This window comes from Cryobacterium sp. TMB3-10, from assembly GCF_004402305.1.
Classification (GTDB): domain Bacteria; phylum Actinomycetota; class Actinomycetes; order Actinomycetales; family Microbacteriaceae; genus Cryobacterium; species Cryobacterium zongtaii.
Genome location: NZ_SOGH01000010.1, coordinates 1 through 17247, shown reverse-complemented (window position 1 = coordinate 17247; position 17247 = coordinate 1). Strand labels below are relative to the sequence as shown.

19 protein-coding genes and 1 pseudogene are annotated in these 17247 nt (G+C 60.1%); 8 read left to right on the top strand and 12 right to left on the bottom strand.

What is annotated here, in order from left to right; translation table 11 throughout:
• Window positions 1–16 precede the first annotated feature (16 nt).
• The 7 genes from E3T22_RS04625 to E3T22_RS04595 form a co-directional block, all read right to left on the bottom strand.
• Entirely contained in the window at window positions 17–418 is a 402-nt protein-coding gene (locus tag E3T22_RS04625) for a hypothetical protein (RefSeq protein ID WP_088458243.1), read from the bottom strand.
• Between the two features lie 17 nt (window positions 419–435).
• Window positions 436–813: a hypothetical protein gene (locus E3T22_RS04620; protein WP_121678521.1), complete on the bottom strand. Its 378-nt coding sequence runs from the start codon at window positions 811–813 to the stop codon at window positions 436–438.
• Between the two features lie 20 nt (window positions 814–833).
• Complete coding sequence (locus E3T22_RS04615; protein ID WP_134479514.1) at window positions 834–1205, bottom strand: hypothetical protein; 372 nt, start codon at window positions 1203–1205, stop codon at window positions 834–836.
• The gene (locus E3T22_RS04610; protein WP_088458246.1) at window positions 1202–1411 is read right to left on the bottom strand and encodes a ribonuclease PH; all 210 of its coding nucleotides are present in this window, start codon (window positions 1409–1411) and stop codon (window positions 1202–1204) included. The genes E3T22_RS04615 and E3T22_RS04610 overlap by 4 nt, the downstream gene beginning before the upstream one ends.
• Before the next feature lie 9 nt (window positions 1412–1420).
• Entirely contained in the window at window positions 1421–1720 is a 300-nt protein-coding gene (locus E3T22_RS04605) for a hypothetical protein (RefSeq protein ID WP_174776204.1), read from the bottom strand.
• A gap of 16 nt (window positions 1721–1736) precedes the next feature.
• Window positions 1737–2273, bottom strand: a complete 537-nt coding sequence (locus E3T22_RS04600) for an LPD29 domain-containing protein (protein WP_088458247.1) — start codon at window positions 2271–2273, stop codon at window positions 1737–1739.
• Window positions 2274–2946: 673 nt separating this feature from the next.
• Window positions 2947–3129, bottom strand: coding sequence for a hypothetical protein (locus E3T22_RS04595; RefSeq protein ID WP_103461360.1), 183 nt, complete (start codon window positions 3127–3129; stop codon window positions 2947–2949).
• Between the two features lie 246 nt (window positions 3130–3375).
• Between E3T22_RS04595 and E3T22_RS04590 the strand changes: the two genes are divergently transcribed.
• Window positions 3376–3705 carry a hypothetical protein gene (locus E3T22_RS04590; protein ID WP_088458248.1) on the top strand — a complete coding sequence of 110 codons (330 nt, stop codon included), beginning with the start codon at window positions 3376–3378 and terminating at the stop codon, window positions 3703–3705.
• A 639-nt stretch (window positions 3706–4344) separates the two neighbouring features.
• On the opposite strand, the gene E3T22_RS04585 is transcribed toward E3T22_RS04590, so the two are convergent.
• A complete protein-coding gene (locus E3T22_RS04585) occupies window positions 4345–5103 on the bottom strand; it encodes a GAF and ANTAR domain-containing protein (RefSeq protein ID WP_088458249.1) in 759 nt (252 codons plus the stop codon).
• Between the two features lie 610 nt (window positions 5104–5713).
• Window positions 5714–6664: a hypothetical protein gene (locus E3T22_RS04580; protein WP_088458250.1), complete on the bottom strand. Its 951-nt coding sequence runs from the start codon at window positions 6662–6664 to the stop codon at window positions 5714–5716.
• A gap of 250 nt (window positions 6665–6914) precedes the next feature.
• Here E3T22_RS04580 and E3T22_RS04575 point away from each other — a divergent pair, with 250 nt between their 5' ends.
• From E3T22_RS04575 to E3T22_RS04555, 5 genes and pseudogenes are all read left to right on the top strand, one after another.
• On the top strand, window positions 6915–7439 hold the full coding sequence (locus E3T22_RS04575; RefSeq protein WP_134479513.1) for a hypothetical protein: 525 nt from the start codon (window positions 6915–6917) through the stop codon (window positions 7437–7439).
• Between the two features lie 371 nt (window positions 7440–7810).
• Window positions 7811–8079: pseudogene (locus E3T22_RS04570) on the top strand (recombinase family protein); the annotation flags it as partial.
• Window positions 8080–8535: 456 nt separating this feature from the next.
• Window positions 8536–8973: a DUF4232 domain-containing protein gene (locus E3T22_RS04565; RefSeq protein ID WP_240632543.1), complete on the top strand. Its 438-nt coding sequence runs from the start codon at window positions 8536–8538 to the stop codon at window positions 8971–8973.
• A gap of 289 nt (window positions 8974–9262) precedes the next feature.
• Entirely contained in the window at window positions 9263–10129 is an 867-nt protein-coding gene (locus E3T22_RS04560; protein ID WP_088458252.1) for a DNA/RNA non-specific endonuclease, read from the top strand.
• 105 nt (window positions 10130–10234) lie between these two features.
• On the top strand, window positions 10235–11056 hold the full coding sequence (locus E3T22_RS04555; protein WP_088458253.1) for a DUF6042 family protein: 822 nt from the start codon (window positions 10235–10237) through the stop codon (window positions 11054–11056).
• Window positions 11057–11116: 60 nt separating this feature from the next.
• Here the strand turns inward: E3T22_RS04555 and E3T22_RS04550 are convergent, their stop codons facing one another.
• The 3 genes from E3T22_RS04550 to E3T22_RS04540 all read right to left on the bottom strand — a co-directional run bounded on the left by E3T22_RS04550 (window position 11117) and on the right by E3T22_RS04540 (window position 14849).
• Complete coding sequence (locus E3T22_RS04550) at window positions 11117–11848, bottom strand: GAF and ANTAR domain-containing protein (RefSeq protein WP_088458254.1); 732 nt, start codon at window positions 11846–11848, stop codon at window positions 11117–11119.
• 451 nt (window positions 11849–12299) lie between these two features.
• Complete coding sequence (locus E3T22_RS04545; RefSeq protein ID WP_134479512.1) at window positions 12300–13937, bottom strand: hypothetical protein; 1638 nt, start codon at window positions 13935–13937, stop codon at window positions 12300–12302.
• Window positions 13938–14288: 351 nt separating this feature from the next.
• Window positions 14289–14849 carry a recombinase family protein gene (locus E3T22_RS04540; protein ID WP_088458256.1) on the bottom strand — a complete coding sequence of 187 codons (561 nt, stop codon included), beginning with the start codon at window positions 14847–14849 and terminating at the stop codon, window positions 14289–14291.
• 497 nt (window positions 14850–15346) lie between these two features.
• On the opposite strand from E3T22_RS04540, the gene E3T22_RS04535 reads away from it, so the two are divergent.
• Both E3T22_RS04535 and E3T22_RS04530 read left to right on the top strand, forming a co-directional pair.
• Entirely contained in the window at window positions 15347–16120 is a 774-nt protein-coding gene (locus E3T22_RS04535) for a response regulator transcription factor (protein ID WP_088458258.1), read from the top strand.
• A gap of 348 nt (window positions 16121–16468) precedes the next feature.
• Entirely contained in the window at window positions 16469–16849 is a 381-nt protein-coding gene (locus E3T22_RS04530) for a hypothetical protein (protein ID WP_088458259.1), read from the top strand.
• The last annotated feature ends 398 nt before the right edge of the window (window positions 16850–17247 follow it).

Below are 17247 nucleotides of genomic sequence, written 5' to 3'. Positions count from 1 at the left end.
CTCGCTGCGCGCTTGGTTAGGCGATGGGTGTGGGGACGGTCGCGAGCTGGTGAATTCGGCCCTTGGATAGTCCTAGAATTTTGCCGGCTTCTTCGAGTGTGTATCCGTCTGCGAGGAGATTGGCAATCACGGTGCGGCGCATCTGCGCCGCTTCCGCTTCGTCCTCGCCGGCCACAGTCTTAGCTTGGGCGCTCTCCCAGGTGGAGCGGTAGGCCTCGGGGAGCGCGTAGGTTACGCGGACTGCGATCGTGGCGGGATTGACGTCAAGCCAGAGCGCGGCCGCGTCGGTGGCCGTGGCCTCTACGTCGTTGATGTTGCGCGTAGAAGTCACGGTGTCTAGGTCATCATCCTGGAAGGAGATTTCCCACCATTTGTCCTCATGGGATGCGGTTGCTTCTATCGTGCGGGGTGTCGTCATGGTCGTGCTTCCTCTTCTTATTTCACTTCATCGAACCAACGCACGACGGCGTTAGCTGCGTGAGCCTTGGCGACCAGGTCGGCCGTTGTTGCAGCGGATGCCGCCGCCAGGTTGAGCAGCCCGGTGGCTTGCCCGTCGGCGCCGACTGCGGGAAGTCCGGGGGTGCCGTGGTCGTCCTCGCCGTTGTAGTGCGTGCCGTCTACCGCTGCGCCGTGCCACCCTGCCAACTGCGCGTAGACCTGGGCTAGCGACTCCTGGGCGGCTTGGAGACTACCCAGCAGCTCGTAAGAATCTGAGGGGCGCGGAACTGTGCGCGTCGAGTGTGCCAGCGTCTTGGCTGCTTCGGCCAGCTCGTCCGCAATTTCTGTCTGTCGGCCTTCTTCGTTTACTGACATTGGGTCTCCTGGTCGTTGGTCTAGTGGGTGAGCTGGTGCACGCGCTGATACGAAACGCCCAACACCACGCCAATGTCGCGGATGGTGTAACCGTCCGCCTCTAGGCGGCGCGCGACGCCGCGGCGCAGCTCGGACGCGCGCTGTTCGCGCTCCTGCGCTTCCTCGCGCAGCGCGCTAGCCTCCTGCACTTCCCGGTCGATTTCCGGGCTGATCGACACGCGCACCAGAACCTCTATCGAGTCCGCCGAAACATCTTCAACAAACGCGATTGCTTCCCGCTGCGCTTCGGCCGCCTGGTCGAGCCTGGTTACCTGCGAGATCGCGCCGGGCACCTGGTCGTTTTGCACGACCCACCAGCGGCCCTCCTTGTGTGCCTGTGATGTGTACGTCACCGCCACCACCCCTTCCCTAGTTCCTTCTCGAACTGCTTGTAAAACGCGCGGGCGGTTCCTTCCGCAACTTCGGAATGTCGCCCGATGGTGCTTCGCGTTTCTCCAACCACGATGCCGGTGTGGTTAGTCAGCTCGACCTCTCGATAGTCAAGGCCGCGAGCTTTGGCCGCATCCCTGATTTTTTTGAGTACCGCGCGTTTGTTCATGACTCTAGTCTAGTGACCTTGACTAAACAAGTCCAGGTCACTAGACAGATTCTCTTGGTCAATGTCCAAGACCTCGACGGGCGTAGCTTCGGCGGGTCGGCAGTGGCTGTCCCCCTCCTCGTCGGTGGCGGCGTGCGCCTCGATCCAGTAGTCGGCGGCGGCGGTTGCGCCCACTGCGCGGAGCAAGTTTGACAGGGCCTCGACCTCGCCACAGGTTAACCGCGGCCCCAGGTCGCGGGCTAGGTCGGCTTCCTCGAAAACGTCAACAAATACAACGACGGGAACTGAGTCGATGGTGATTGTGGGCATGTCTGGTTCTCCTGGTCTATCGGACGGGTGTGGTGACGGTGCAGAGGTTTACGCGGTGGAGGATTGCTTGGGCAACCTGCTTGGGGCTGTAGAGGTAGTCGAGGTAACGGCCCGCGACGTACAGCCCATCGGGCAACGTTGCGCTGTCGATCGGCTCGCCCTCGGGGGTAAACAGAACTAGGTCCCGGTGGTCGCTCTCGGTCCTAATGAGGTGCTGCGCTGCGCGGTATCCGGCGGCGGTGTATTCGCGGTGGCTGAGGATTCCGTCACAGCAGTAGCGCACCTCACGGGGCATCTCTTCACCCTCGCCCGCGATCAGCGCTGTTCCGCTGTCGTCGTAGCTGTCGGTCATCCCGTTGAAGCTGCGGCCCTGAAACTGGCTGGTGACTTCCTTTACTTCAAGCTCGGTGGGTCCGTCACTGTAGCTCACGTTCATCCACGCGGCCGCGGTGCCGGTGCTCATCCGAACACTGAACTTCACTCCGGGAAACGCGTTCTTCAATGCGGCGCGAACCAACTTGGCAGTGTCCTTGGTGGTGATGTATTCGATCATGTTCTCTATCTCCCTCAACGTTTCTTTGCCTTTTCGGCGGTCTTCCGCCCTCACGGGAGTGCTGTCGGGGTCAAGCCACAAGGAGCGGTTGGCAGGCCAAAGTTTTTGGAGGAGCGCAGCGGGGGAGAAAAGTTTTGCCGAAACTGCGACGACGGCTTGACGCCGGCAGCGCGAAGTGAACAATCCCCCAGACGAAAAAGCAAAAAGGCCACCGTGCGCCGGCCTGCATACCGGGGCACCGAGACCGCCGCATTTCCCCGTCTCGAGAACGGGTCTCGGCAGGTTGGCTATGCTGCCGGCATGGAACCGGACTCCTTGGGCGCTCCCCCGAACTGCGAGCGGTGCCTAGTGCCGATGGTGACCACCGGGTCACCGGCAAGCGCGTTCTGGCGGTGTCCCTCGTGTGACCTGGTGCGCCTGGTCTAGCTCCCGATCGGCCCATCTGGTGGGCGGATAATGGGGGATGAACTGGGACCTGGCACACCGCCCACGGGACGCGGCTGAGTCAACGCCGGCCACTGTCGAAGCGCCTGACAGTTGGGCTGCAGTCGAGCAACTGCGAGCTGCGATCCCCGCGGATCACCTGGTGCCGTACGTCAGGCCCGCTAAGTAGTCGAGGGCGCCGGCCACCGTTGGAGGGCTTGGAGAGCGACAGGGCCACTCCCCAAGCTTGCTACGGGAGGAGCAAGTCCAGAACGGTCAGGGCCTGGTCCCAGCTCAGGACGCCGGAGATCACGCACAGGAGCAAGGTTGCGCCCAACACTCCCCCGCCTGCAATCTTCATCCCGGAGGGTGAGAACTGCATGCTTGCGCTGAATGCGGGAGATGTGGGCAGCAGTTCGGGTGCTACGGTCATGGTGTTTCTTCTTTCTGGTTTGCCTCTTGGGGAGGTTTATCGGACACAGGCCCCTCACGGGGTCTCTGTGCTTTAAGCGGTCGTGCTACTAGGTACTATCGGCACTTCCTTTCTGGACATGCGCGGCAGGGGGCCTGTCGCCGTCGGCGGTCCTGCCAGTACGTCTATGCGGTTCCCCGGGCCGGGGCTGGAGTCCGTTGGGACATTGTGCCTTGAATCGAACACACATTCGAATGGAATTGCGGCATGGGAGCGAACAAGAGATACCCGAGTGGCCCGCAACCGGCACCCCCCGTGCAGGCCGACACCCTGAAACAGGTTGAGCCCGAGTACGAGGAGTTCACCGCTCGGCCGTTCAGCCTCACCGCGGAGGAGCTGGGCCGACTGCCGGCAATTGTGGTCACCGAGCCCATTCCCGTTCTGGCGTGGGTGCGATCCCCCGCAATGTCTGCGCACGTCCAGGGCCGCGCCCTGGCGTGGACCCAACGCGCCGTCTACGTCGAGTGGGAACACCGCGGGCTGCACCGCGCGTGGGTGTGGGCTTCGGCCGTCGAACGCGGCGGGTTGGCCGTCTAGGTCCAGTAAAATTGTGACGCGCATCGCCTTCCCCCCTCCCACTCTGCGCTTGTAGTTAGATTCTGAATCTGGACTTCCCCTGAAAGCTTACCGTGAGTTTGCTGGGTACTTTCGGGTTGGGAGATTCCACCCTGTCTCTTCGCCTGAATAGGGCGCCAGTGGAGCGGCCCCCACTCACACCATCGGCAGACGTGATCGTGACCGATGAGGGATGCTGGCACGGTTTCCCTATGCGCGCTCCTTGGAGCCAGCAGCCCGCGACGTGTTCGCGGTCCGGTTTAGGGTGTGAGCCATGGCACTGGGATACGCATTTGTCGATGAGCGTGGGGCGCGATACGGCGAGGACAACCCGGCACCGCCCGATCGCACGTTCGTCTACGGTCCGGCCACGGGCCCTTTCGCTGGACAACGCCTGGTTGTGCACGCCTCATCTTGGGACGGCACGCTAAGCAACACCTGGCTTGGGGAAGGGCGGGACCGCTGCATGGCAACCTCTGAGGTTGCGAAGCTTTTGGAGATGGACGTAGTGCCCGGCAGCTCTCAATTCGGTGACCGGTAGGGGATCGGTCAACGTACGTTTACTGACCCGACGACGGAGCCGACCGACGTGCCGGCCGCAAGGCAAGCAGCCCTGGATTTCTATTTCAGGCGAGGGCGCTCGAGCGGTCGTCTTAATCGTTCCGCCTGGAACGAGAGCCCATGATGTACGACACCATCAGCGATGTCGTGCAGCTTGGAGCTGCTGGTGCGCGCGTAGGTGCGGAGCAAGGAGAAGGCTTCATCGATGGGCACCCCGTGGCGCTGCGCCAAAACACCCTTAGCTTGCTCGATGAGTATCCTGCTCTTCAGCGCTTGCTGTAATTGTCCGTTCACTGTGCCTTGATTGTGGATGATTTGGTACTGGACGAGGCTGATCGTTGCCACTTGAGCCAAGGCCAACGCCAAGGCTGCGTCTTGGTCGCTGAACGGTTCGCGGGCGGAACTAAAAAGGTCAAGGCTCCCGAAAGTGTGACCGCGCAGGCGCAAGGGGAAAGAATGCGCCGCATCGAATCCCCGCGACAAGGCAATCGCAACAAACTGAGGCCACCGTCCGGCCTCTTCAGAGAGATCAGAAACCTCTACAGGTTCCCCGGAAGCGAAGCAGTCCAGACATGGGCCTTCATTGTAACCAAGCTGGGCCTCTTCGACCTCGCTCGTACGCTCGTTCGAAGACGCCACAATGTGAAGAACGCCACCGCTGTCGGCCAGAAGAATTCCGGCGTCTGTCGCCGCGGTGAATTCGGTGCTGGCCTGGACGAGGATGTCCATGGTGTCAACGACGTCGTGGCCCGCGCTTAGTGAGTCGGCGAGGAGCACAAAAACGTCTGCAAGATCAACTTCGCGTTGTGAGGAGACCATGCACCCAGAGATTAGAGCGCGATCACACCGGCCGCAAAGGGGTTGCACACCGTCATGCTTGTCCGATAGGGGATGGGCCAGCGAGATTTTGCAGCTCGACGCTTACTTTTTGACGGTCGCGCCTCGTGCCGCGGAAATTAAGCGGGGCCCCAGCCGATTGCTGGAGCCCCGCACTTACTCAGCCCACAAACAGCCGAATCAGGTTAGCGAGGGTGACAGCGATAGAAATCGCCATCCTTACCCACCTTCCTGCTTCGCTCTTTGTGACCCCGTGGCAGGCACAAGTGCATGTCATAGGATTCACCGTCCTTCGATAACTCCGGCGAATACGAAGGATGGTCGAGGCGGGTGCGGGTGGCATACGCGCGGGCTCTGATGAGCTTGCACACGTACTCACTTCCGCGTACAGTTCCAGTTGAAACCACTGGGATCTGTAGAATCCCGCGCTCTTCCATCTGGGAGGCAAGAACAAGCTCAGTACCGCTGTAACGGGACTGGGCTTTTTTCTTGCCACAAGGAAGGAGACCCGGAGTGTCTCTATCCTCAGCTCTTGGGCGGCAGTGAGTGAGTTCCGCTGGGTTCCGCGAGTTCTCGCGCCCAGTTTCGACCATCACTCTCCTACCGACTTTTCGTCGCCACTATTAGTGGCGGGGACCGTAAATAGGACGGCATCAGTGGGCCGAGTGGAGGCCGCTTTGCGGGAAGCCGTAGACCACCCGCCTTGAAGCTCGTAGCTCCGCATCTCGGCGTAACCCACAGGTGAAGTCGGCTCGATTCTCCATTGGATCGTGTGAGACAGGATGCCCTTCTTGGTCAGTTCAGCGAAGCCCCTCTTGGCGGTGCTCTGCGAAATCCCGTACCACTTCGGCACACGTTCAAAGGGCAAAGTGAACGTTGATTTCATCGACAGAGCTATGAGCAGCATGACCTTGGCGGGGAACGTCATGGTCATGTAGTGCCCCTCCAACCAGTACGCGTGAGGGATGGAGAACCATGTGCCGTGCACCTTGTCTGACGTGGGACGGACATACTCGGAGCCGTGTCCGGACTCATCCAGGAGGATGTAGGACATTTGTCGCCCTTCCCGTTCTCGGCGGATGAGGCCCTGGTCGACCAAGCGACGGACGACCTTGGACCAGGATGATTGGGCGGCTTCTAGCCCGTCATCCGTGCCCCCTCCCGTTCCCTGGTCCAGGCCGAGTGCGCGGACCCAGGTCTGAGATGGGTAAGTGGCTTTGTATGGCGCCCTGCTGGACGCGATCGCATGGATGAACAGGAAAGCGTCTAGGTGGACTGCGCTCCTCGTCTTGACAATTTTCGCCAACATCGAACCTCGCTCCCCCGAGGCGTTAGCGTCCTTTGCCAAGCGCTGCACAAACGCACTCCGGATCGGCACAGCCGTCCGGGTGGTGCGCGCGAGCATTGTCTTAACGTATTCCTCCCGAGCAGGCGCGCCCAGAGGCGCAGAACCCTGGAAGGGGTTCAGCGTCGTGCTGGCTGCTGTCTGCGGGATGCTCATCAGCCCATCATGGCCCATAATCACCGCGCTGGTTACCAGCACGGTTTAGAACTCTTACCACTTGAGACACCCCTATGTGAGGAGATGCTATCCAGCTGATATCTGCATGTTAGCGAATGCGAGTGCAAAAGCCCGTCGCCGACATCTCCTAGTCGGAACTCCGGGTGTGAGGGCTTCCCGACCTGGTTACCAGCACAACCGGCAGCCGTTCAGGTTTTCACGGCAGCCAGCGCCGAACTTCCGCGAGGGCCTGGTTTCTCCATGTGCCGGGGGGTGGCCATAACCTGCAGCTATGACCTTTACCGCAGTCTTTATAGCCTCGCTGAGCTTGATAGTCAGCGGACTTTCTCTGGGATGGCAAATAGCAATTTGGTTGATGAACGGTGCACGTGTTCGGGTGACCCTCAAAAGCGGAGTGCTCGGGCGCGGCAGCGCTGTAACCGCCAATGTCGAAAAGAACGGCCGACTTCGTGACATGGGGTCGATGCGCAGCCAAGGGTGGGCGGGCCCCGATGTCCTAGCGGTCGAGGTGACGAATGTGGGGCGACAACGGACAAAAGTTGTGCGTTACGGGTTCCACCAGGCCAAGGGGCTACCCAGCGTTGGCTACAACGATCCGGGAGCGTTTAACACAGCACTGCCCGTATGGATCGAACCCGGCGAATCCACGACGTGGTACGCGGAGCTGCAGGACGCCGTAGCGCTTGTGCGCGTGACAAAAGCAAAAAGGCGGAGCTCTGTTGGCCGCGTGCGTATGTATGTCGAGCTTGGGACGGGAAAGACTCTTGTCACCCGCAACGCAGCTCGACTCTCGTAGTCGTGACCGTGCAAGCGTTGCCCCATCGGCTGCCCGATAGGGGATCCTTCTCCGGACGCGGCGTACATTGAAGCGCGGTTCCAATGGTCAGAAGAGGGGGCAGCGTAGAACTAGTTGAAGATCCGTCCAGTTTCATGAGTGGCAATGATGGTGGCAATGGTGGCTATCAGATGTCTCCCCCACCGAGTCGGAGGAGTACACCTTCAAAGGTCGCCGTCGGACCCGACACTACTTTTTTCCTTTTTCGGTACGTGCATTACGGGAGAATGACGACAAAAAGGAAAAGGCGTTGTGCCGCGCAATGCGCTGTCACCTGCGACTGCAGTTGTTGCTGAGCATTGAACGGATGCCTCCCCTGACCAGGTCCGACAATGCTCATCGGCTACGCCCGCGTCTCCACGGACGCGCAGGACCTCACAGTGCAACGCAACGCCCTCACGGGCCTGGGAGTCGCGCCAGAGCGCGTGTACGTCGATCAGGGCCGCTCAGGCACCAACCGTGACCGTGTCCGGGCCTGGCGCGCGCCCTCGCTGCGTGCAGGTCGGGTGACACCCTGGTAGTGACCAAGCTCGATCGGCTCGCCCGGTCGGTGCCGAATGCGCGCGACATATCGGCCGAGCTGGCAGAGGCCAGCGTGCGGCCACTGAACTTAACGAGCGGCCCCGCAAAACTCTCAACCGCGGCACCCCAGCCGATCTGCTCGGCGAGCTAGTCTCGAAGAAGGAAAAGCCCCTGTTGCTTCCACCGTTTGAAACCGCCGCTGCCAGGCTCTGCACAGACGGACTCGTACCTTTAGACCCAACGCCCGAGGCCGCCGCCCCGGCAGTCGTACACCGCAGGTACATACATCAACTGACATCACGACAATCCGAGGAAAATCATGAAGAAACTTTGTGCACTCTGCTCCGGAATTGCCGTCATATTCTTCTTGACTGGCTGCGCTGGCCAGGAGAGCGGAGAGGCAGCGTCTTCAACCCCGTCGCCCACTAGTACCGGTTACCCTTCGGCTTCCCCTTCGCCCGTAGCGCCTGATCCTGGGAAGTCCGAGCCCAGCGGCGAAGCCTCGGTCCCCGCAAACGATCCGGATGTGACGCCGATGCCCGTCGGAGTCGCTGAGTGCGACGGAGACAACCTGGGTATTTCTATCGCCGCGCAGCCGATGGCCAGCGGAGCCGGTTCGTTCTTCTCCGAGATTACGTTTACTAACACCAGCGGCGACGCCTGTTTGGTTGAGGGAGCGCCTTCCATCTTCAACCTCGCGGACAGCGCTACGGGGGCGGTCGTTGGGAAGCGCGCGGCGGACAGCGGCATGCCGGAGGTGGTGCAACTCGCTCCTGGGGCGTCTGCTTACAGCACCATCCATTTCAGCAATGCCGGAGCGTACGACTGTGCCACCGCCGTCGCCGATGTGGCCAAAGTGAGTCCACCCAACTGGGATTCGTCGCGGACTATAACGCTGGAAAGTCCCGTCACCGTGTGCAACACACCCGCTACATACAATGTGTCGTGGATCAGCGCGACCAGTCTCTTCTGATCTAAAAGCGCCACGTGTCGGTCACATACTTGTCAGAGCGGAACCAACGAGACAAGACTTCAGCTAGGCGGGCTGAGCCGGTGGAGGGCACTGGGTGTATCAAAACCCTAGAGATATAGGAGGTCTCAAAGCCGTGATGTGGGCTTCTTCTGAAATCGCCTGGATCTAGCGACGGGCCGAGTCTTATAACTAGGTCGCACAACCTCCGGAGTGGTTTTCGGCACTCATCGTTAGTTATGCGACACCTTGTCGTCGCTCACATGTCGATTGCGGCTGCTTAGCTGTGGGCATGGACGCTGCGATATTCTCTCCTACTGGGTACGACGACAATTTCCTCGACTTGCCGCTGCAGCTTCCCACACCGTCCGCGGGAACCATCACTCGCGAACTGCCCTACACACACTTCACCATCCTTCTGGATCCCGTCCGGCGCCTTGCTATCGCCACCGGTGTCAACATCAACGGCGACCAACTCATCGACGTCGACCGCGGTGATGACTGGCACCTCGACCCCCGCATCCCCAACAATGAACAGACTGGGGAGGCCGTCTACGCGAAGAACGACCTGGACCGCGGGCACCTCGTCCGGCGCCGAGACCCGGTCTGGGGCGACGCCGCAACCGCCCAGCAGGCCAACGCTGATACCTTCGCCTACACCAATGCCGCCCCGCAAGCCGGGGCGTTCAACCAATCGAAAGAGCTCTGGCTCGGCCTCGAAGATCACGTCCTCACCTACGCACACACCAACAAGAACCGCATCAGCGTCTTCACCGCACCCGTGCTCTTCGAAGAAGATCCGGTGTATCGCGGTGTCAGGATCCCTCAACTTTTCTGGAAGGTCGCGGCGTGGACGACAACGGTTGATGCTGCCACTGTTCTTCAAGCCGCTGGGTTCGTCTTGGATCAAAGGCCGCAGCTGGCCGATCTTGATCTCGACGCTCTTCGCTCACAAGCGCTCATCGCTGGCACTCCTCCCCCACTTGGCCCGTACCGCACATATCAAGTGCCCATTATGGATATCGCCGGCCTGACCGGCCTTGACCTGATGACCTTCGCCGACGCTGACGTTTTGGCGCCGATCCTAGCCGTGCGGAATGACACTGGTGACCGTGGGCTCTGGGTCGAGCTCTCGGACGAGTCAGGAATCCACCTTTAGGGGACCTGGTGTGGCGGCGCATTACGCTCGCCCCTACCGACTCGAGCAGAGGGCAAAGAGGATCGGAAAGTTCCCGAACCGGAACTGGGCAGCTACTCTTTCGGAATGAGAGACACCTGGACACTCTTTACCCTCGTCTACGTCCAGAGCGGGTGGCAACGGTTTCTTCCGAGTTCCTCCATCGCGGTTCTGTCGTACCTTGCGACGGAGGGAGCCGCGTCGCCCACTGAAATAGACGAAGAACTAAGAGGCAACGTCGACACGGCTGAAGGTCTCACCTCGGATGTCTGGGAACCTCCGCTGGAATTCACGGACGAAGAACTTCGCCAGCTCGATGAAAACTCCGAGGGCATCCCCCTCGTCAGTGACGGAACCCGCCGTAGCGCTGAGGTCGTCAACGCCCAGGCCCAAGCGACTCGGATAGAAGAGATTGCCGAGCTCGAGGTCTTTAGCTCGCACCTGGGCCTGGCAGCTATTCGCACTCTGGCCGACCTGCTGGACTTCATGACTGCCGCACAGGTGACAGTCCTGGCCGATGGCCAGTATTCCATCAATCCGGCCGCTCCCCTGCCGGAGGAAGTCCTGCCCCTGACCGAACCACGCCGCGAGACGGAGGCACAGCTTCGCTGGAACCAATTACACCAAGAAATGTCCCAGCAGATTATTGCGCTCTTCAAACCAGAACAGCCCTACTCGATCAACTCGTTGTCGACAACAATAGAAGAGCTCGCCCACAAGCTGGGGGCCGATCCACAGTCCATCCGTGAAGCCCTGGTCATCCTCATCGATGAGGGAGATTTCACGATCACCCGTGACCCCCTCCGAGCCGCTGCGGATGACCCTTTCAACGTCAACGTGAACTGGGAAGCGTTCTACGTATCCCGCCTTCCGGTGCGATTCAACAATCCGCCCAGCGAAGACAAATAGGCGCCGGAATGACCCCAAATCACGCCAAGCACCCCCAAACTCATTCCCTGGGCGGTACAGCTAGCTGATCATTTTTTGCTGGCCATCACCGAGCGTCCGAACAACGATTTTTGCTGCGGTATCGCGCAGACTCGCATGCATTCTGCGGGCCTCGGCCCGCAGCAGACCAAACGCCTCATCCATGGGCACACCGTAACGCTGGGCGAGGGCGCCTTTGGCTTGCTCGATGAGTACTCGATCCTCAAGCATTACTTTCATCTGGTCCCGAACGGCGATGTGGCTATGGAGCTTCCTGTGCTGCTCAACACTGTTCGCGGCATACAGGGCCATCGCCTCAGCCAATTCTGCATCGCGGCCGCTCAATCCGCCGGGCTCTGCCAAGAACAGATTCAACGCGCCCAACCTCTGCGAACCAAACCGTATCGGAACCGAGTGAACAGCCCGATATCCGCGGGCCTCAGCGATAGCGCTGAAGGCCGGCCAGGTCCCTCGAGCGTCGGCGACGCTGGGAACTTCAATCGTGGCTCCCGACCGGTATGCATCCAGACACGGACCCTCGTGGGCGCCGAGCTGTTCCTCTTCCACATCGCTGGCCCGCTCACTACTGGACGCTGCAACATGCAGGACGTCACTGCTATCGGCCAGGAGGATACCCGCGGCAATAGCAGCCGTGAACATCGTGCACCCCCGAACCAAAACGTCCATCGTGTCGATCACGTCATGGCCCGTCTGCAAGGTGTCCGCGATAGCTACGAACACCTCAACGAAGCTCTCCCCCTCATTTGCAAACATTTCTATAAGCTACAACGCACACCGCATTCCCGCACCTCCCAGTTCGCTCAACCGTGCTCGTCGCGCGCACGTCTTCTACCCGCCAGGCCAGCGGAAGCAGCTCTTCACCGCTCCCCCGGCGCTCTACGGCGCCAACAACCTCGAGCACAACGAAGATAATGCTTGTGAAAATTCCGTAAACACCATGTCTCGGAAACCTACAGCTTCATAAGACGTCAGCCCGGCCCAACCATGCTCTAGTTTCCCGCGAGTTCTTCGTCGTGCCGAGCGTCCCAGAAAATCGTCTCATTGGAGTTTCTGCCTCAAGGTCCCGGGAGGGTCTTTTTCGAGACAGAACGAGGCGTACTAGATTGCTGACTTCCTCAAGTCAGCCGCTCGAGCCGGGACGCCTAACTTCAGCTAATGCGAGGTCGCCGCCGGGCACTGTAGCGAGATGTGACTCCCCCATTCACTAGTACAGCGAGTAGTCGGGCTGTTCGGGCCCGCGAGCCACGTCGGTTTCTGCCCAGATCTCTAGCAGTGTCTGTCCCCGCTCGAGCCGAGCATCTCGATCGACAGCTTCACTCTCAATTTCACGCAACCGTTGACTCAGCGGAATGTCTTTTGAGAACGCATCTATTGCGAGGTCGAGCGCATCGCTGCTTCGACGCTCAGCTATCGAGACTACGGAGTCGATCATGCTAGTCCGGACCGGGTTGCCGTGAACCAATGCATTGCGAACGCGCCTCAAACGCTTCAGTTCGAGGTCGATCCCCTGCTGAAAATGTCGTTCCGCGCGGTGGAAGTGAGCTTCTGAATCGAGCCCGCTCATGAGCGATTTCAGACGTTGCTTCTGCATTGGGACATCGCACATCGCAAGAATTTCTGGTGCGTTTGCATGCACCCGTTCGAACTTCGTTGTTCCGAACCCATGTGGGTAGACCTTCGGCAACAAGGTTTTGACTTGAGCCGTCTCCCAGTTTCGTCGGAACAAATACACGACCGTATTGCCGAGTTCGGCCCGCCAATCGAGATAGGCCCAATTGCGCGAGAGACCGCAGTCCAGTTCGCTTACGCCGAGTTCGCCCCAGGCGGCAATGTGTTCCACCGCATGATTGCGAAGACCGACAGCGGTCCGAGCGTGCCTGCTGCGCGTGGTGCCGAAAGTGTTCTCATAGCCGGACTCGAAACCCGACTCTGAGATGAGTCGTACGGCCTCGGTGATCTCGTACGGAATCGGGCGGGTACCGATAGCCACAGACAGGTCTCGCGGAGTGCGCGGTAGTTGTTTCGCAGTCAGCCCCATGCCGTAGCGAGAGACAGTCGGCTTTCGACGCGCCGATATCCCTGAGCGCCCCTCGACTCGACCGTCGACGAGCTCCACAGTTGCGCCTGTCGACACCCAACGGGTGCTCCCTGTATTCGCGGTCGCGAGCGCAAGAATCAGATCCATCCGGATGTCGGCCGCTTCGCTGGCGCCGCGCACCGCTCTGACTCCGAGGTCGACCCGCGCGACCGCGTAGCTGTTTGGATCGCTGTAAATGTCCGATTGAATCGTTGCGCCGTCGCCTGGCCACCACTCGACTCCTGTTTTGAGAACTTGCCTTAGTTCTTCGCGGTGCGGGAACTCGATACCGTCGTCTTTGCGAGCCTGAGGAATGAACATGTAAGAGTCGTAGAGCGTCACGTCTCCCATTTCAAGCGGCGCGTCATCGACGAGCGCGAACTCGTATTCGATCCAAACGACACAATGCCCCTTGCGCGGAACCGCGAGAAGGTCTTCCACGGCCTTTTCAATCACCGCCCGGCTTTGCGCCGCGTACTGATGTGTAAATCCGTCGACCCGGTGGCTGTGAGGTCCGGTAATTGAACCGCCTAACGCGCTTTTAATGGGGCGAAGATCAGGTTCGAAGTCAGGGCTCCGGATCGCGATGCAGGCACGTAAGCTGTGCTCGAGTTGTTGCGCATCCTCCAACGTCGTCTGCCCCTCCGCGGCATCGAGGAGGTCACCAAGTGCCGCACGAATCGCTCCGTCTGACGCTAGCTCTAATGAAAACCGTTGTAGCTTCTCGCGGGCTACTGAGCGGGCTAGTTGGGACGGATTGCGCACGCGCGCGATTGTCGAAATTTCCCTTCGTGCCGCTCCCATGAACGGATTGACAACTCGTCGAAGCCTTCGTCCTACATGCGCGCATGTGTCTTCGAGCTCCTCACTGATGCTTCGCGCGTTGCGCATCCATTGAGCCGGGGACGTGCCGGAGAGGAGCCACGCATCCACCTCACGAAGACATTCATCCAATCTAAGAGAGGGCTTGAACGCTCTGTCAGAGGACAAGAGTAACTCAAGATTGCCCTGCCAACTCATCGCGTTACTTCCATGGTCGGGTGAACCGCATCACCGCGATGGCTGTCGCTGCATTGGTCCTGATCTTGGTTGTCATCCTGGCGAGTAGACCACAAACTACGCGTTGGAGCGCAGGTAGGCATAGACAGTTTCCCGGCTGATCCCGAATTCACGTGCGAGAGCAGCTTTCGGTACGCCAGCGGCGGCCTTTTCCCGCAGCTCAGCGGCACGAGCAGCGTCGAGTGATCGCGTACGGCCCTGGTAGACCCCACGAGTCTTTGCCAGAGCAATACCCTCACGTTGGCGTTCACGGATCAGCGACCGCTCGAACTCCGCGAAAGCCCCCATCACGTTCAGAAGCAAGTTCGCCATGGCATTGTCGTCCCCAGTGAAGGCCAGTTGCTCTTTCACGAACTCGACCCGCACTTTCTTCGCCGTAAGCCGGCGCACGATCGAACGCAGATCATCCAGGTTACGGGCCAGTCGGTCCATGGAGTGCACGAGCACGGTATCGCCGTCTCGGACGAACTTGATCAGTTCCTCCAGCTCGGGCCGGTGCAGGTCCTTCCCCGACGCCCTATCCGCGAAGACCCGGTCAACGTCAACGCCATCAAGCTGACGGACGCTGTTCTGATCTAGGGTGCTGACTCGCACATATCCCACGCGTTGGCCGGTCATGGGCCTCCTACCTAATCTGTCCGGTTGAACTCTAGGACCCAGCAACAGGCACTGTCAAACAATCCAAATGGAACCCTATTCAGACACCCAACATTGACGGTGTCTGACGCCTAGTTGGGGTCTACCCCACTCTGACACTGACAGGGTACCTGCCGTTCGGAGTGGCAATGACGGGGTAGCGGCGTTCCGGGTGCTTGGCGTGGATGCTCTGGAAGAGTGGCCCGCTGTTTTCGCTCAGTGCGCTGTTGTACCAGCGCACGTCGGGGAAGGCAACGAAGAGGGCCTCACACATGCCTGTGGCGACGCTTTGGCGGTGGTCCTCGACCGCCAAGGTGGACCAAGTTGACCGTGCACCTTTTGAGCCATGAGAGATGCATCGCGTGTGGCATGTCGTGTCGCTGAGGTGATTTTAGTCTTGGCATAGCGCCGTTTCGCGGCGCACATCCTTGATTTGGCACGGGTGTTTGGGGGGTCGATAGCGATGCGCAAGGAGACTAATGGGGGCGGTCCAGATCGTTGGCGACGGAGCCAAGGAGGGCAGGACCGAACGGATAATCAAGACTCGGGCCAAGGCGCTCTCACGTCACCACACAGTTGTCCGCGGTTCTGCCAACACATACGTGTCCGCGACTCACATGCAACCGTTGCGCGATGGAAGTGGCACGGTTCGAGTCGTTGTTGTCAGCAATAGCCGTTTGGTAGCGGAAGCGCTGGCTCAATCCATTCCAGCGGATGCTGATATCGAGGTCCTCGGTGTGGGATCGGATGGAAACGACGCCGTCATTCTGAGCAGAGTGCACCAGCCGCAAGTGCTCGTTGTCGACGTTGACGCTCCGGGACCTCCACTGAACCTCGTGATTGCGACGGTGGCACAGTATTCACCATCTACGCGGGTTGTCGTTCTGTCGGATTTGCAGCCGGACAGCGAGGCGCCGGCCGGTGCATGGAGTTTGGTCTCGAAGTCTGAGACCTTGACGGGGTTGTGGGCGAAAGTGGCGGCGGTACCGCACTCTAGGCGTCGTCAGAATACGCAACAGCGTGGCTCTGCGTCGTCACATGCGCCTGGATCATCACTGCTGTCACGGCGAGAGATTGAGGTCCTCGAACTGCTTTCCGAAGGCAAGCAGAACAAAGAGATTGCTCGGATTCTCAGCGTCTCGACAGCCACGGCTAAACGCCATGTCGCCAATATCTACGTGAAGCTTTCTGTCAATTCGAGAGTGGATGCTCTTCGGCGCGGGGTCGCTCTGGGTCTCGTGCAGTTGGGTTGAAATGCCACAGATTCGGACGAGCGATTGCCCGTGTCGAAGGACACTGGTTTAGCCGAGCCGGGGGTCCGCACTTCCGTCGGCGCCGACCTTGACAGCTGGCACGCATGAACCGAATGGCCCAAGAAATCATGACCCACGGTGCGATTCAGCCCCGTCTTCGCCCCGAATATATTCAGTTCCCACAGCCAACGACATCCGCATTCCCGCGGGTGCCTGCGAGCTGGAGGGCCAGATGCACAGGTATTTATTGGGCGAGCGGACCGTCAAGTGCGGGATCTCCCACCCAACGCCCTTAGCGCGAATTCAGCGACCAGCCGCTCAAGTTTCAGCACAAACCGAGGAGCACGCATGTCACCCCTGAATGGCACCGGAACGACGTCGATCTGGCAAAAACCTGCGGCGGTTCTGCTGATGGTGCTACCCACAGTCAATGCCGTGTTGCTCACTATTCAGGCGTTCATCTCTGAGCCTCCATTCAACTCGGCAGTACCCGGATGGGTGTTCGCTTCGGTGAACGCGGCCGTGACCCTCGCTGCGTTCGCCGTCAAGCTGATGGCGCAACTGATGGCGAACCCACTGGTGAGCGAGTGGGTTCGAAAAATGCTCGTGCAGACCAGGATGCCTGGTGTCGAGCTCGGTCCAAATCCTGAGGTGATTGTGGCAGATCACGCCGAGGCGACGGATGGCGGTGTTGATCGGGGCGAGGTTGATAGTGCTGGCATGAGCTGAAGCCATCACGCCCGGTCGAATCCGGTTCGCTCAGATCACCTGGACACATTGGGCAAGCCCCCGGACGGTCTCGTACGCCAGTGCGAGCGCCATCAGGATCTGGCTCTGCAGCCCAACCGTATACCTCAGTTCGCGGTGCCGAAAGCCGCTCGAAGGGGGGCTTGATGGGACTTTGTGGCAATGGGATTATTCCTGATCAGGACCGCAAACTCGCGATCTGTGATTTGGGGGAAGAACCTACTTGGCAAAGTCAAGCGGTCTAAGCAACGCCGGTGGTTTGTGCTGCTGCGAGCAGCTGGGCTAGCCGGTTGGCTGGGGTTTCGAGGCCGAGGGTGGGTCGGGGCCGGCGGTTGAGTTTCGCTGCGACGCGAGCCAGATCGTCGGCGGTGTGGCCGGAG

What these genes read in the sequence shown, in the direction of transcription:
- E3T22_RS04565 (WP_240632543.1), top strand. Translation starts at nt 8,536, where the DNA reads ATGCCCGTCGGAGTCGCTGAGTGCGACGGAGACAACCTGGGTATTTCT.
- E3T22_RS04540 (WP_088458256.1), bottom strand. Translation starts at nt 14,849, where the DNA reads ATGACCGGCCAACGCGTGGGATATGTGCGAGTCAGCACCCTAGATCAG.
- E3T22_RS04530 (WP_088458259.1), top strand. Translation starts at nt 16,469, where the DNA reads ATGTCACCCCTGAATGGCACCGGAACGACGTCGATCTGGCAAAAACCT.
- E3T22_RS04585 (WP_088458249.1), bottom strand. Translation starts at nt 5,103, where the DNA reads ATGGTCTCCTCACAACGCGAAGTTGATCTTGCAGACGTTTTTGTGCTC.
- E3T22_RS04550 (WP_088458254.1), bottom strand. Translation starts at nt 11,848, where the DNA reads ATGTTTGCAAATGAGGGGGAGAGCTTCGTTGAGGTGTTCGTAGCTATC.
- E3T22_RS04590 (WP_088458248.1), top strand. Translation starts at nt 3,376, where the DNA reads ATGGGAGCGAACAAGAGATACCCGAGTGGCCCGCAACCGGCACCCCCC.
- E3T22_RS04625 (WP_088458243.1), bottom strand. Translation starts at nt 418, where the DNA reads ATGACGACACCCCGCACGATAGAAGCAACCGCATCCCATGAGGACAAA.
- E3T22_RS04535 (WP_088458258.1), top strand. Translation starts at nt 15,347, where the DNA reads ATGGGGGCGGTCCAGATCGTTGGCGACGGAGCCAAGGAGGGCAGGACC.
- E3T22_RS04560 (WP_088458252.1), top strand. Translation starts at nt 9,263, where the DNA reads ATGGACGCTGCGATATTCTCTCCTACTGGGTACGACGACAATTTCCTC.
- E3T22_RS04605 (WP_174776204.1), bottom strand. Translation starts at nt 1,720, where the DNA reads ATGCCCACAATCACCATCGACTCAGTTCCCGTCGTTGTATTTGTTGAC.
- E3T22_RS04600 (WP_088458247.1), bottom strand. Translation starts at nt 2,273, where the DNA reads ATGATCGAATACATCACCACCAAGGACACTGCCAAGTTGGTTCGCGCC.
- E3T22_RS04610 (WP_088458246.1), bottom strand. Translation starts at nt 1,411, where the DNA reads ATGAACAAACGCGCGGTACTCAAAAAAATCAGGGATGCGGCCAAAGCT.
- E3T22_RS04575 (WP_134479513.1), top strand. Translation starts at nt 6,915, where the DNA reads ATGACCTTTACCGCAGTCTTTATAGCCTCGCTGAGCTTGATAGTCAGC.
- E3T22_RS04620 (WP_121678521.1), bottom strand. Translation starts at nt 813, where the DNA reads ATGTCAGTAAACGAAGAAGGCCGACAGACAGAAATTGCGGACGAGCTG.
- E3T22_RS04595 (WP_103461360.1), bottom strand. Translation starts at nt 3,129, where the DNA reads ATGACCGTAGCACCCGAACTGCTGCCCACATCTCCCGCATTCAGCGCA.
- E3T22_RS04555 (WP_088458253.1), top strand. Translation starts at nt 10,235, where the DNA reads ATGAGAGACACCTGGACACTCTTTACCCTCGTCTACGTCCAGAGCGGG.